Source organism: Pseudomonas luteola NBRC 103146, assembly GCF_002091675.1.
Taxonomy (GTDB): domain Bacteria; phylum Pseudomonadota; class Gammaproteobacteria; order Pseudomonadales; family Pseudomonadaceae; genus Chryseomonas; species Chryseomonas luteola.
Map to the genome: position 1 here is coordinate 58,808 of NZ_BDAE01000005.1, position 14,235 is coordinate 73,042.

General features: G+C 55.2%; 11 protein-coding genes. 8 read left to right on the forward strand and 3 right to left on the reverse strand.

Features of this window, described 5'->3' with window-relative positions; genetic code table 11:
- The first annotated feature begins 121 nt into the window (after positions 1-121).
- The 8 genes from PLU01S_RS08320 (at position 122) to PLU01S_RS08355 (ending at position 9,911) form a co-directional block, all read left to right on the forward strand.
- On the forward strand, positions 122-1,372 hold the full coding sequence (locus PLU01S_RS08320) for a sarcosine oxidase subunit beta family protein (protein WP_074827173.1): 1,251 nt from the start codon (positions 122-124) through the stop codon (positions 1,370-1,372).
- Positions 1,373-1,384: 12 nt separating this feature from the next.
- Complete coding sequence (locus PLU01S_RS08325; RefSeq protein WP_010796175.1) at positions 1,385-1,708, forward strand: sarcosine oxidase subunit delta; 324 nt, start codon at positions 1,385-1,387, stop codon at positions 1,706-1,708.
- The gene (locus tag PLU01S_RS08330; protein ID WP_074827172.1) at positions 1,705-4,722 is read left to right on the forward strand and encodes a sarcosine oxidase subunit alpha; all 3,018 of its coding nucleotides are present in this window, start codon (positions 1,705-1,707) and stop codon (positions 4,720-4,722) included. Before PLU01S_RS08325 ends, PLU01S_RS08330 begins: the two co-directional genes overlap by 4 nt.
- Positions 4,715-5,347, forward strand: coding sequence for a sarcosine oxidase subunit gamma (locus tag PLU01S_RS08335; RefSeq protein ID WP_074827170.1), 633 nt, complete (start codon positions 4,715-4,717; stop codon positions 5,345-5,347). The genes PLU01S_RS08330 and PLU01S_RS08335 overlap by 8 nt, the downstream gene beginning before the upstream one ends.
- A gap of 182 nt (positions 5,348-5,529) precedes the next feature.
- A complete protein-coding gene (purU, locus tag PLU01S_RS08340; RefSeq protein ID WP_010796172.1) occupies positions 5,530-6,387 on the forward strand; it encodes a formyltetrahydrofolate deformylase in 858 nt (285 codons plus the stop codon).
- Between the two features lie 366 nt (positions 6,388-6,753).
- Positions 6,754-7,953: a formaldehyde dehydrogenase, glutathione-independent gene (fdhA, locus tag PLU01S_RS08345; protein WP_074827169.1), complete on the forward strand. Its 1,200-nt coding sequence runs from the start codon at positions 6,754-6,756 to the stop codon at positions 7,951-7,953.
- A gap of 105 nt (positions 7,954-8,058) precedes the next feature.
- Positions 8,059-8,355: a YciI family protein gene (locus PLU01S_RS08350; RefSeq protein ID WP_019367267.1), complete on the forward strand. Its 297-nt coding sequence runs from the start codon at positions 8,059-8,061 to the stop codon at positions 8,353-8,355.
- A gap of 503 nt (positions 8,356-8,858) precedes the next feature.
- A complete protein-coding gene (locus tag PLU01S_RS08355) occupies positions 8,859-9,911 on the forward strand; it encodes an acyltransferase family protein (RefSeq protein ID WP_010796169.1) in 1,053 nt (350 codons plus the stop codon).
- Between the two features lie 318 nt (positions 9,912-10,229).
- Here the strand turns inward: PLU01S_RS08355 and PLU01S_RS08360 are convergent, their stop codons facing one another.
- The 3 genes from PLU01S_RS08360 to PLU01S_RS08370 all read right to left on the reverse strand — a co-directional run bounded on the left by PLU01S_RS08360 (position 10,230) and on the right by PLU01S_RS08370 (position 14,191).
- Complete coding sequence (locus PLU01S_RS08360; RefSeq protein WP_074827167.1) at positions 10,230-11,342, reverse strand: polysaccharide biosynthesis/export family protein; 1,113 nt, start codon at positions 11,340-11,342, stop codon at positions 10,230-10,232.
- A 287-nt stretch (positions 11,343-11,629) separates the two neighbouring features.
- Entirely contained in the window at positions 11,630-12,865 is a 1,236-nt protein-coding gene (locus tag PLU01S_RS08365) for a flippase (RefSeq protein ID WP_074827163.1), read from the reverse strand.
- Between the two features lie 60 nt (positions 12,866-12,925).
- Positions 12,926-14,191 carry a hypothetical protein gene (locus PLU01S_RS08370; RefSeq protein WP_010796166.1) on the reverse strand — a complete coding sequence of 422 codons (1,266 nt, stop codon included), beginning with the start codon at positions 14,189-14,191 and terminating at the stop codon, positions 12,926-12,928.
- Positions 14,192-14,235: the final 44 nt, after the last annotated feature.

The following is a 14,235-nucleotide window of genomic DNA, read 5'->3' on the forward strand; positions in this document are numbered from 1 at the left end:
GCCCTTCATAAGGTGGGTTGGCAGGCGCGTAACCCACCCTTGTTCGATTGAGTCAGCTAGTCATAGGCCACCCTACGAAAATCCTTATTCATGCGTGGGGACAGGTTCAGGAGTCAAACAGATGCAGCGCTATTCCGGTTTCGGCCTTTTCAAGCATTCCCTAAGCCATCATGAAAACTGGCAGCGCATGTGGCGCACGCCAACCCCCAAGCCGGTGTATGACGTAATTGTCGTGGGCGGCGGTGGTCATGGTCTGGCAACGGCCTATTATCTGGCCAAGGAGCATGGCGTCAAAAACGTCGCGGTCATCGAAAAAGGCTGGCTGGGCGGTGGCAATACGGCGCGCAACACCACCATCGTACGGTCCAACTACCTGTGGGATGAATCGGCTCACTTGTATGAGCATGCGATGAAGCTATGGGAAGGGCTCTCGCAGGACCTGAACTATAACGTCATGTTTTCGCAGCGCGGCGTCTACAACCTGTGCCATACGTTACAGGACATGCGCGAAGCCGAGCGCCGCGTCAGTGCCAACCGCCTGAATGGCGTAGACGGCGAACTGCTCGACGCCAGGCAGGTGGCCGAAGAGGTGCCTTACCTCGACTGTAGCAAGAGCACTCGTTATCCGATCATGGGCGCGACGGTACAACGCCGGGGCGGGGTAGCCCGCCACGATGCGGTAGCCTGGGGTTTCGCCCGTGCAGCCGATGCGCTGGGCGTGGACCTGATTCAAAACACTGAGGTCGTTGGCTTCCGTAAGGAAAATGGCGCAGTCGTTGGCGTCGAGACCAATAAGGGCTTTATTGGGGCCCGGCGCGTCGGTGTCGTGACGGCCGGTAATTCGGGTCATATGGCCAAGCTGGCCGGTTTTCGCTTGCCGGTGGAATCCCACCCCTTGCAAGCGCTGGTGTCCGAGCCGCTCAAGCCGGTGATCGACAGCGTGATCATGTCCAATGCAGTGCATGGCTATATCAGCCAGTCGGACAAAGGCGATCTGGTGATCGGTGCCGGTATCGATAGCTATGTCGGCTTTGGTCAGCGCGGCTCGTACCCGGTCATCGAGCACACTCTGCAAGCCATCGTCGAGATGTTCCCGATTCTCTCCCGCGTACGGATGAATCGCCAGTGGGGCGGCATCGTCGATACCACGCCTGATGCTTGTCCAATCATTTCCAAGACACCGGTAGAAAACCTGTTTTTCAATTGCGGCTGGGGCACTGGTGGGTTCAAGGCCACTCCCGGCTCCGGCAACGTCTTCGCTGCTTCGCTCGCCAAAGGGGAAATGCACCCATTGGCGGTTCCGTTCTCCATCGACCGTTTCCATACCGGCGCGCTCATCGACGAGCATGGCGCGGCGGCTGTCGCGCACTAAGGAGCCCTGATCATGTTGCACATCCATTGCCCTCATTGTGGGGAACTGCGCTCCGAAGAGGAATTTCATGCGGCAGGCCAGGCGCATATCCCGCGCCCGCTGGACCCGGACAACTGCACCGATGCGGAGTGGGGCGACTACATGTTCTTTCGCGATAACCCGCGGGGCATCCACCATGAACTGTGGGTCCATGCCACCGGGTGCCGTCACTATTTCAACGTGACCCGCAATACGGAAACCTACGAAATTCTCGAAACGTACAAGATTGGCGAGCAACCGCAGGTAAACGGCAAGCCGGTCGTAGTGGCCAAGGCTATCGAAGGAGAAACCGTATGAGTCAGGTCAATCGCCTTACCCACGGTGGTCGGATCGATCGCCGTCAGCCGTTGACTTTTACCTTCAATGGTCAGCGCTACCAGGGCTTTGTCGGCGACACGCTGGCGTCGGCGCTGCTGGCCAATGGTGTCGATGTCATCGGGCGCAGCTTCAAATATTCCCGCCCGCGCGGCATCGTGGCCGCCGGGGCTGAAGAGCCCAATGCCATCATGCAGATCGGCTCCACCGAGGCTACGCAGATTCCCAACGTGCGTGCTACCCAACAGCCCCTCTACGCAGAGCTGGTGGCCGCCAGCACCAACGGTTGGCCGAGCGTGAACAATGACCTGATGGGTATTCTTGGCAAGGTCGGCGGCAAGATGATGCCGCCCGGCTTCTACTACAAGACATTCATGTACCCGCAAAACCTGTGGCTGACGTATGAGAGGTACATCCGCAAGGCGGCGGGGCTGGGTCGTGTGCCGACCGAAGTCGACCCGGACAGCTACGATCACATGAACCAGCACTGCGATGTGCTGGTGGTAGGTGCCGGACCGGCCGGTCTGGCTGCCGCTCTGGCGGCTGCCCGCAGTGGGGCGCGTGTCATCCTGGCTGACGAGCAGGAAGAGTTTGGCGGCAGCCTGCTCGACACGCGTGAGCTACTGGATGGCCAGCCCGCCGACGAATGGGTTGCCAAGGCCATCGCGGAGCTGGAAGCCACCCCCGACGTGACCCTGCTGTCTCGGGCGACCGTCAACGGCTATCACGATCACAATTTTCTGACCATCCATCAGCGTCTTACCGATCATCTAGGTGAAAAGGCCCCGATGGGACAGGTGCGCCACCGAGTGCACCGTGTCCGCGCCAGGCGTGTCGTTCTGGCCAGTGGTGCCCATGAGCGCCCATTGGTATACGCCAACAACGACCTGCCCGGAAACCTGGTGGCGGGTGCCGTCTCCACATATGTGCGTCGCTATGGGGTGGCACCGGGACAAAAGCTGGTGCTGTCCACCAACAATGATTATGCCTACCGTGTCGCGCTGGACTGGCTGGAAGCAGGGCGTGAAGTCGTTGCCATCGCCGACGCACGTCAAAATCCGCGTGGGGCCTGGGTTGAAGAGGCGAGGGCGAAGGGGATTCGCGTCTTGACCGGCGCAGCGGTCACCGAAGCCCGTGGCTCAACGCGGGTGACCGGCGCGCGTGTCGTCGCCATCGACATTAAGGGGTTCCGTACTACCAGTCCCGGCGAGTGGCTGAGCTGCGACCTGATTGCCACGTCCGGTGGTTACAGCCCTGTTGTACACCTGGCATCTCACTTGGGCGGGCGTCCCTTGTGGCGCGAGGATATCCAGGCGTTCGTACCGGGCCCGGCTCCGCAAAAACGGGTCTGTGCTGGCGCTGTGAACGGCGTGTTCGCCTTGGGCGATGTGCTGGCTGATGGCTTTGAGGCGGGCGCCACGGCTGCTGGCGAGGCGGGTTTGAAGCCGGTAGCCGGCGAAGTGCCCCGGGCGGAGCACCGCTTCGAAGAACCATCGTTGGCGCTCTTCCAGGTGCCTCATGAAAAATCCACGGCCCGTGCACCCAAGCAGTTCGTCGATCTGCAAAATGACGTGACGGCAGCGGGTATCGAGCTGGCGTGCCGTGAGGGTTTCGAGTCCATCGAGCACGTCAAGCGCTACACCGCCCTGGGTTTTGGCACGGACCAGGGCAAGTTGGGCAACATCAACGGCCTCGCCATCGCCGCGCGCGTACAAAACAAGGCGATTCCCGAAGTCGGCACTACCATGTTTCGCCCTAACTACACACCGGTCACGTTTGGCGCCGTCGCTGGCCGTCACTGTGGCCATCTCATGGAGCCGGTACGTTTCACCGCGCTTCATGGCTGGCACGTCAAGCAGGGTGCCTTGTTTGAAGATGTCGGTCAGTGGAAGCGCCCCTGGTACTTCCCCAAGGCCGGAGAGGATCTGCATGCCGCCGTGGCCCGTGAGTGCAAGGCCGTGCGCGAGAAAGTCGGCATCCTTGATGCCTCGACCCTCGGCAAGATCGATATTCAGGGCCCGGACGCCCGTGAGTTTCTCAATCGCGTCTATACCAATGCCTGGACCAAGCTGGAGGTCGGTAAGGCCCGTTACGGCCTGATGTGCAAGGAAGACGGCATGGTCATGGACGATGGCGTCACGGCCTGCCTGGCCGACAATCATTTCCTGATGACCACCACGACCGGTGGCGCCGCGCGTATCCTCGAGTGGCTGGAACTCTACCATCAGACCGAATGGCCGGACCTCAAGGTGTATTTCACCTCAGTAACCGACCATTGGGCGACCATGACCCTGTCTGGTCCGGAAAGCCGTAACCTGCTCGCCGAGCTGACCGACATCGATCTGGACAAGGATGCGTTCCCCTTCATGAGCTGGAAGGAAGGCACCGTGGGCGGCGTACCGGCTCGGGTGTTCCGCATCTCCTTTACCGGCGAGCTGTCTTACGAGATTAACGTCCAGGCCGATTATGCGATGGGCGTATGGGAGCAGCTGATAGAGGCTGGCAAGAAGTACGGCCTAACGCCCTACGGTACCGAAACCATGCACGTGCTGCGGGCCGAGAAGGGGTTCATTATCGTGGGTCAGGATACCGATGGCTCCGTCACCCCACAGGACTTGGGCATGGGCTGGGCCGTCAGCATGAACAAACCGTTCTCCTTTATCGGCAAACGCGGCATGAACCGGCAGGATTGCCTTAAAGCAGACCGCAAGCAGCTGGTGGGCCTCAAGCCGGTCAATCCCAAGGCGGTTCTACCGGAAGGCGCACAGCTGGTGTTCAACACTCAGCAGTCGATTCCAATGACCATGGTGGGGCACGTTACATCCAGCTATTACAGCGCCTCGATGGGCTTTGGCTTCGCCTTGGCCGTTGTAAGGGGTGGCTTGGGCAAGATGGGACAAAAGGTTTATGCCGCGCTCAGGGATGGCACGTTCGTCGAAGCCGAAATCGTTTCTTCCGTGTTCTATGATCCGAAAGGGGAGCGTCAGCATGTCTAACGTGAACGTTTATCAGCAGCGTCCCGCCGGACCTGCACGCGCCGAATCCCCCTTGTTCCATGCTGAGCTCGACAAGCTGGCGGGCCGGAGCGTTGGCAGCGCAGGCGTGACCTTGCGCGAGAAAAAGCTGCGGGGCCATTTGGTCCTGCGGGGAGAGGCCAGCGATACCGGCTTTACCGGTGCGTTCGAATCCGTACTGGGTTTGGAGTTGCCCGCCGCCCTGGGCTTGACTGTGAAAGGTGAAACCTCCCTGCAATGGCTGGGGCCGGATGAGTGGCTCCTGATCGTTCCGCAGGGCGAGGAGTACTCCACCGAACTGAGCCTGCGTGAGGCGATCGGCGATCGGCATATTTCCATTGTCAATGTCAGCGGTGGCCAGACCCTGTATGAGCTGACAGGACCAAATGTACGCAACGTCCTGATGAAGTCCACATCCTACGATGTCCACCCCAGTCAATTTCCGGTAGGCAAGGCGGTCGGGACGGTATTTGCCAAATCCCAGCTGGTTATCCGTCACACCGGTGAGGAGACGTGGGAGCTGATCGTTCGCCGCAGTTTTGCCGACTACATCTGGCTCTGGTTACAGGACGCCAGCGCCGAATACGGATTGGCCATCGCCAACTGACCGCGTACGGACAGGATGGGTTGTGCGTATCGATTCCATCCTTCCGCGAACTAACCATTTGGCTGGATACCACAGGTTAAACGTATACATTTGATCAGTAAGGTGCGTGGGGCGCAGCGATACCTATGTCCCTGGCCCCAGGTTATTCAACCCACAACATCCAACCTATTCGGTAGCTATCCATGAGCCGCACCCCTGATACCTGGATTCTCACTGCCCAGAGCCCAAGCCGACTGGGGACCGTGGACGTCGTGACCCGCTTTCTATTCGAGCAGCAGTGCTACGTCACTGAGCATCACTCCTTTGATGACCGACTGGCCGCGCGCTTTTTTATCCGCGTGGAGTTCAAGGCGCCGACTGCCTTCGACGAGACTGCTTTTCGTGCCGGTCTTGCCGATGCCTTGGGACCGTTCGACATGCAAATGGAGCTGACCGCGCCAGGCTACCGCCCAAAGGTGGTGATCATGGTCTCTAAAGCCGATCATTGCCTGAACGACTTGCTCTATCGCCAGCGCATCGGCCAATTACCGATGGATGTGGTCGCAGTGATTTCCAATCACCCGGACCTTGAACCCCTGGCCCGCTGGCATGGCATTCCCTATCACCACTTTCCGCTGGACCCCCACGACAAACCTGCCCAGGAAGCCCGCGTCTGGCAGGTGCTGCAGGATACCCAGGCGGAACTGGTCGTGCTTGCACGCTACATGCAGGTGCTTTCGCCCGAGTTGTGCCGTCGTCTCGATGGCTGGGCAATTAACATCCATCACTCCCTATTGCCAGGCTTCAAGGGCGCCAAGCCTTACCATCAGGCCTATCAGAAGGGGGTAAAGCTGGTCGGTGCCACCGCCCATTACGTCAATAATGACCTCGACGAAGGGCCAATCATCGCGCAGGGCGTAGAGAGCGTGGATCATGCGTATTACCCGGAAGATCTCGTTGCCAAGGGCCGAGATATCGAATGCCTGACCTTGGCCCGAGCCGTGGGATATCACTTGGAGCGCCGCGTCTTCCTAAATGCCAACCGGACGGTGGTGCTGTAACCGCCACCCTCCATGTCACTACAAGCGCTTTTCTCGAAAGGATAGGTTGAGCCTTCTAGAGGGCTCTGGCAGCGCGATGAATCAAGGCTCGCCGGATAATGCAATGGAGCGTGGCCTGTAGGAGGGTTGAGCAACGGGATACCCATCAAATCCAGTCCAGCCGATAACCATTACAAAAGCAGAACCTGCCACTTTTGTGCGCTCATCGCACGCTTTGATTGACGTTCGGCTCGTGCTTTCTACGCTCAACATACCCGTCGCAGGAGGGTTCAAGCGCAGCGATACCTTATCGGATTCAATGTTTTACTGCTTTCCATGAACCACCGCCCACTCATGGGCTCACTACAACAACAAGAGGAAACGCGTATGTCAGGCAATCGAGGCGTCGTCTACCTGGGCGCTGGTAAAGTCGAAGTACAGAACATTCCCTTCCCCAAAATGGAAACGCCCCAGGGACGTCAAATCGACCACGGTGTGATCCTGCGAGTCGTCTCCACCAACATCTGTGGCTCCGACCAGCACATGGTGCGTGGCCGTACTACAGCCCCCGAGGGTCTCGTACTGGGCCATGAAATCACTGGAGAAGTCATCGAGGCGGGCAAAGGGGTGGAAAACCTCAAGGTAGGGGATCTGGTCTCCGTCCCCTTCAACGTAGCCTGTGGCCGCTGCCGTACCTGCAAAGAGCAACACACCGGCGTCTGCCTGTCGGTAAATCCCTCCCGCGCTGGCGGTGCCTATGGCTATGTCGACATGGGTGGATGGGTCGGTGGCCAGGCGGAATACGTCATGGTGCCCTATGCCGATTTCAACCTGCTCAAGCTGCCTGACCGGGATCGGGCCATGGAAAAGATCCGCGACCTGACCTGCCTTTCGGACATTCTGCCCACTGGCTACCACGGAGCCGTCACGGCGGGCGTCGGACCGGGTAGTACCGTTTATATCGCCGGTGCAGGCTCCGTTGGCCTAGCTGCCGCCGCGTCGGCTCGCCTGCTAGGGGCTGCCGTGGTCATCGTGGGTGACGTCAATCCGGTACGTCTGGCCCATGCCAAGGCGCAAGGGTTTGAAATTGCCGACTTGTCCCAAGACACGCCCCTACATGAGCAAATTGCGGCACTTCTAGGCGAGCCGGAGGTGGATTGCGCCGTGGATGCGGTCGGCTTCGAAGCCCGCGGCCATGGTCACTCCGGATCACAGCACGAAGCACCTGCCACAGTCCTTAACTCACTGATGGGTGTTACACGTGTCGCCGGCAAGATCGGTATTCCTGGGCTCTACGTGACGGAAGATCCTGGTGCTGCCGACCAGGCGGCCAAGCAGGGTAGCCTGAGTATTCGCTTCGGCCTCGGCTGGGCCAAGTCCCATAGCTTCCATACCGGGCAAACACCAGTCATGAAATACAACCGGCAGTTGATGCAAGCCATCATGTGGGATCGTATCAAGATTGCTGACATTGTAGGTGTCGACGTTATCACCCTGGATGATGCACCCAAGGGCTATAGCGAATTTGATGCGGGCGTACCCAAGAAGTTTGTGATTGATCCGCACGCTTTGTTCCGCGCGGCATAACGCGGTTGGCGAGGCATAAGGACATGCCTCCTTGATCGATACGCTTTACCCAGGGCTTGGTCATACAGGTATGCTAGGGAGACGCTATCAACCAAGGAAAACGCCATGCCTTTTTTGATCGAAACCTGGGACAAGCCCAACACTACCCAGCTGCGCCAGGACAACCGTCCTGCCCATCTGGATTTCCTCCGTGAAAATGCCAGCAAGCTGCTCGCCTGTGGAGCCAAGCTTGACGACGAAGGGGCAAACGCCAGCGGAAGTGTCTACATCGTGGATGTCGAAACCCGCGAAGAAGCCGAGGCCTTTTTGGCACAGGATCCCTTCAGCCAGGTTGGCCTGCCAGAAAAGGTCAATATCGTACGGTGGCGTAAAGCAGTCCTGGACGGTAAAGCATTCGTCTAACGCATAATGCTCATAGCGTATCTGTCACGGCATGCGGCTAAAATGCGGACCGTTGCAGATACGCCCGCCATCAAAACAGTCCCGTTTATCTATTTGTAATGAGTTTCACTCAAAAAAAATATATAAACCCGAACAATAAGGGTATTGATCTGTCCTTATCCTGCTTGAGTTCGCTGAAGTCTGATATCAATACGATATCGATATGTCGCTTAGTTTGACACTGGCAGATACAAAAGATAATTGATCGACCTAGCGAGCTCTATTTCACAGGTTTTCAATGAAGAGACGCGATATTAATTGAAACTACTGCATCCTTCCGAGCTTAAAAGCTGCACATTAGTCAGCATATGGCAGTTAGAAAGTGATTCAGTTCAAATACAAGCCAAGTATTGAGTGAATATAAAAATGGAGGGCTTTCTGTGGCCTATCCTCTCAGGTCAGTAGATTAATAGTGGTCGATATCCGAGCGATATCATATGTATTGATTTAAGGAAGGGCGCCTAATGAGCACTACCAAACCCGAAAAAGATTTAAGGATCGAAACGATCAGGGGGTTGGCGCTATTTTTAATGGTAGCCGGTCACGTTATTGGCAGTTCGGGTGATCAGGGAATGAAAGTCGCGGATGACTCATTCCTCCGTTATCTCTACGACTCGCTTGTTTACATTCGCATGCCGCTTTTCACGGCCATCTCGGGGTATGTATATGCCTTGAGACCCGTTACTTCCGCAAGCTCCCTGCCGCGTTTCTACCAGGGCAAGTTTCGCCGGATTCTGATCCCGATGATCGTTGTCTCAACGCTCTTCTTCATCTCGCAAGCGTTGGTGCCCAACACCAATACGAAGCCGGAATGGAGCGATGTGTTCGGTATCTATTTCTTCAGTTATGCCCATTTCTGGTTCCTGCAGTCCATCTTCTGCATCTTTGTCATGATTGCCCTGATGGAGAAGTTCAGCCTGCTGTCCTCTCTCAGGAATTACCTGATCATCATGTGTATCGCCTTGGTGGGCTCCTTGCATTACGAAGTATTCCCGGACTTCTTCTGCCTGTACAAGGCCATCCAATTGCTGCCCTTCTTTCTGTTGGGACTGGGGCTTTATCGCTTCTCCGACCAGTTGAATACCGCTTCAAAACAGCTAGTGATTGGCGTCGTGCTGGCGGCATTGGTTGTCATTGATCAGGCCTATCTGTGGAATCAACTTTCCATCAGTGATCGTGGAATGGATTACATAGGGACGGCTCTGGGGATTACTGCCATTTACATGATCATTACCCGCCGGGTCTATTTCAAACCGTTGGCGTGGCTGGGGTATTTCTCTTTTGAAATCTACCTATTCCATGTATTTGGAACGGCGGGCAGCCGTATCGTACTGAACAAACTGGCAATCCATGATGTATGGATTACCTTTACAGTCAGTATGATTCTGGGGCTTATCCTGCCAGTGGCCCTCAAGAAGGCAGTCGGTCGTTTCAGTCTGCTTAATCTGGCGTTCTTTGGTATACAGTCAAAGAAGAAGCCTGCAATGAAGTTGCAGGAAAAAGTCTCGCTTAGTTAAGGCATGTAATAAGCCAAAAGCCCAACACTAACGTTGGGCTTTTTTATGCCTGCCAAATAACTTCGTTATAAAGATCCCTTCGCAGAGTGTCGCGTATTGACTTGACCTAGTATCGGCTGAGTGCTGCAGGTAGTTATTGCTTGTAAGTACATATGTAGCAGCTATGGCTATATCGCGGCATTGAAGATTCAGCCAAGCCTGTCCTGAGCATTAATACCTGTAGGGAGCCTGCAGTAACAGTAAGGCGGTTCCGAAGGATTTATTAAGGCATAAAAAAAGCCCTTCAAACGAAGGGCTTTTTGACCATCCAGAAAGCTCTTACTTGAAGCTCTGGTTGGCGTTTGCAGTGGAGCTAAGCACGTTCGAGGAGCCCAGCAGCTGGCTGACGAAGCGGTTCCAGCGGGTGATTCCGGCAGGACCTACAAATACAACGTCTTGCGGCTGTAGTGCAAAGTGCTGTGCCAGAACGAAAGCGGTTGGTGAGGAAGCGCTCAGGTGGAACACTTGAGCTTTCGCGGCTGGAGAGGAGTTGAAATTCTCCGGACCACGGATTACATACACTTCATCCGCATCGGCAGTTTCCTGGTTCAGGCCGCCTGCCTGGCCGAGTGCATCCATCAGCGTCAGGCTGGTGGTCTTGAAGTTGGCTGCCAGCGGGCTTCTCACTTCACCCATCACGTAAACCTTGCGGTTATCATTGTAGGGTAGGTGAATGCTATCGCCATCCTTGAGGTATACGCCATACAGCTTGGAGTCCTTACGGTTCAGGGTATCGGCATCCAGGCGGTACTCCTTGCCGTCACGTACCAGGGTCAGGCCGCTCAGGTCAGCTGTCTGGGTGTCAACGCCTGCCTGGCCCAGTGCTTCGACCAAAGTCATCGGCACAGTTGTCAGCGGAATGGAGTCGCCCTTGGTGAAAGCACCTGACAAGGTGACTTTCTGACTGCCAAAGCGCAGGACGCTCACGTCGACCTGAGGATTGTCGATAAAGGCCGCCAGACGAGTCGAGATGACCTTACGGATCTCCTCAAGCGTCTTGCCTTCTGCTGTCAGGGTGCCAACGTACGGATAGAAAATAGTACCGTCAGGACGTACCAGTCGACCGTTCGCCTCGATCTGCTGTTGGGCACCAGAAGGAGCGGTTAGCTCGGGGTGATCCCATACAGTGATATACAGCAGGTCCGCCTTGCCTACACGATAAGCCGCTGGATGATACTTGAGCAGTTCCTGCCAGTTCCCAGTGTCTGCAGTCGGGTTAACGGAGTCATGACTTTTCAAATAAGCCGATGTGATAGGAATCAGCTCAACCTTTGTCCCCTCAATGGAGCCGTTGGTCTTCAAATCGTCCCGGTGCAGGTATTGGCCTGGAGACCATACGCAGCCCTGCAGAAGCAGGGTGGAAAGTAGTGCAAGGGTAAAGGTACGTTTCATCTATTTTCTTCCTTGATCGCTGTAAAAAAGTTTTTAAAAACTTCGTATCGATCGATTTATAAGCGTCAGAACGTGTTTGGGCATAAGAAACTTTATGAATCATGTAGGCCTGTGGCGCGCCTGGCGCTGGATAATTCGTAACAGCTCCGTATCCAACCAAACCATACATATCAGCGCAGGCTGTGACAGAAGCTTAAAAAATTAGTTCACTTTTGCGGAAACACTCTTTTTAAAAGTAAATCGATCCAATTTTTGGCTTTATCCTGACGTTATATGTCAATAAGCCACTAGCTGATTTTTCGTGACATAACTTCCAGAGCAATGAAGTCAACAGCCACCCTGATCGACCAGGCAATGGCAGCTCCCTGAAGAGAAAACAGGTGTATGCACACGACCAGCAAGCCTATATAAGGCAAAAGCTCAGCCAGATGGATAAAAGCGGTGATCTTCGAATGGCCCTTCGCCTGGATTTTCGCAAAGGGAATCTGTGCCAGCGCGTTAAAGATGAAGCCAATCAGGAGAATACGCAGCACCTGTGCGCCTTCCTGACCATATTCCGGTCCCATCCATAAAGTCATGACCATGGGGGCGAGTATGAATAGAGGTAGCACCATGACTACACAGGCGGCGAGCAGGGCCCAGAACGCTCGATTGGCCTGAGCGGTCGCATCCGCCGAGCGCTTGCTCAGAAGCGGGAAAATAACCCGAGCGACAGCATTGGGAATGATCAGCATGCGCGAGATGGCTTCAGAGGGCGCGGTATAAAAGGAAACGCGCTGGGCTCCGACCATATTGGACAGGATGAAACGATCGAAATAGACCATGACAGGGCTGATGATATTGCTCACAGTCATCCAGCTGCCAAACGCGAAGAGTTCCTTGAAGACGCTCTTTTCAAATCGGTAAAAGCCCGGCGGAAATTCTCGCCAACATGGAATGAACGCCACGGCCATCGAAATAAGGCGGGCGATGACAAGCCCTATTGCCGTCGCGGTAAAAGACTTATCGACCAGCACGGCTACCAGGGGGGAAACAGCCAGAATGGAGTTGGTGATGGTGCGTAACAGGTTGAATTCTGCAAACCGTTCGTTTCCTTCCAGATAGGAAAACCAGATCATGGTGAGTAGAAAGGGCGGTATCGAAAGGCTTAGCCACTTGAAGCCGGCCACCGCAACGTCAACGTTTTCTGCCGAAACGTGTAGCAGGGAAACGAGTTCTCCTGCGCCCAGCCATAACAAGAGCACCGCGAGTACGCTCAGACCGACCACCGCATAAGTAGCAGTCGCGATAACGGATTTATTCTTTTCAACATTGCCATGGTGCATGGCCACGGCTCGTATGACGGCGCGTGTCAGTCCCGCGTCAAAAATGGTGGCATAACCGACAATGGCAAACGCCAGTGTAAACAGGCCGAATTGCTCGATACCTAACTTTCGAGAAAGAACACCCATGGTAGGGAGTGCGATAAGGCTTGGAATGACTACACCCAGAATATTCCAGGTGCTGTTTTTCAGCATTGTCATGGAGGGCTCTTTTGCAGAAGGCATGTCTGCCCTGGTTGGACAGACATGCAGGGGAGGGGACTATCTAAAGCTGGGTTGCATCAGTGGATGCTCTTCAACATACGAATCCAGCGCTGGGCTTTCCACGTTTCGGTGGTAGGCCTTGAGTGCCTGAATCACAAGCAGGAACGCAATCGTTGCCTGCATATATTCGAAGATACCCTGAAGCGGCCAGATCACCATATACGCCAGCAGGGCGGTAACGGTGAAGCTGGTATCCCTGTGTAAGCGCTTGGCGAAGTAGTAATAGCAGAACAGGGTCAGTGGGACGATCAGGAAGGCCAGGAAGCCGAATCTGAACAGCGTACCGAATATCCCAACGTCGGAAAGGAAGAAGTACTCGCCAAAGTGGGGGATAAAGCCATTGTTCCACATCAGGGACAAGGAGCCACTGGGTAACCAGTTATTCGCATGCAAATGGCCGAAGATATAACCGATGGTTTGTTCACGGACATTATCGGTTGGACCGTTTTCCAGCGATTCGGCATAGAAGTCAAGATTGAGTCCCAGCTCTTTCAGCAGATCCGGGAACAGGTAGAGAGGAGAAATCAAAATACCCGATACCACGATCCAGATAACCGACTTGCTCTTCAGGCAAAGCAGCGTGAAGCAAAGGGACAGGAAGATCAGCTGGCGCGTTTGTGTTGCAAAGACCAGAGTCAGCAAAATGAAGCAGGCGAACACAATATAAGGCGTCTTGGACCTGGGCGAGCCATCAATGGGCGATATCCCTTTATTCCATACCTGAATGCAATAGAAATAAGCCAGGCACTGTGCCAGTGCACCGATTGAGGAGCGGTCTGGCCGGTCGAAGGATGCCACCTTGTCCCGCAGGTCCGGCAATACAGAGAACTTGAACATCCAGGCCAGAATGCACGCCATGAAACCTACAAACAGGAACGCCTTTTCAAATTGGGCAGCACTCATGTTCCGGGCGAGGTAAAGCATGACGGAAAAAGTGAAGCAATACAGTATGCGACGCTCTTCGATAATCCCGTATATCAATGGTTGCCCATAGTAGAGATTCGAGAAAATCGCTGGCAGCAGAATGAAGATAACCGACGAGTAGGCGCAATAAGTTAAAAGGATTTTCAAATCCTTTTGCTCTTTTCCCACGGACGCCAGTACATAGAAGGCTGTAAACGCCAGACAAATAACCAGATACAACTCGCTGACATACAAGATGCCAATCGGGTTATGGGGGGTTTCTTCGAAAATACCAAAATGTAATACGAAGACGAAAATTAATAATATGAAGTAGGCACCGCTTTTGCTTACTGCTCTCATATCGCTTCCCATCCAGCGTAACGTTGCATTCCATCCAGCATGGC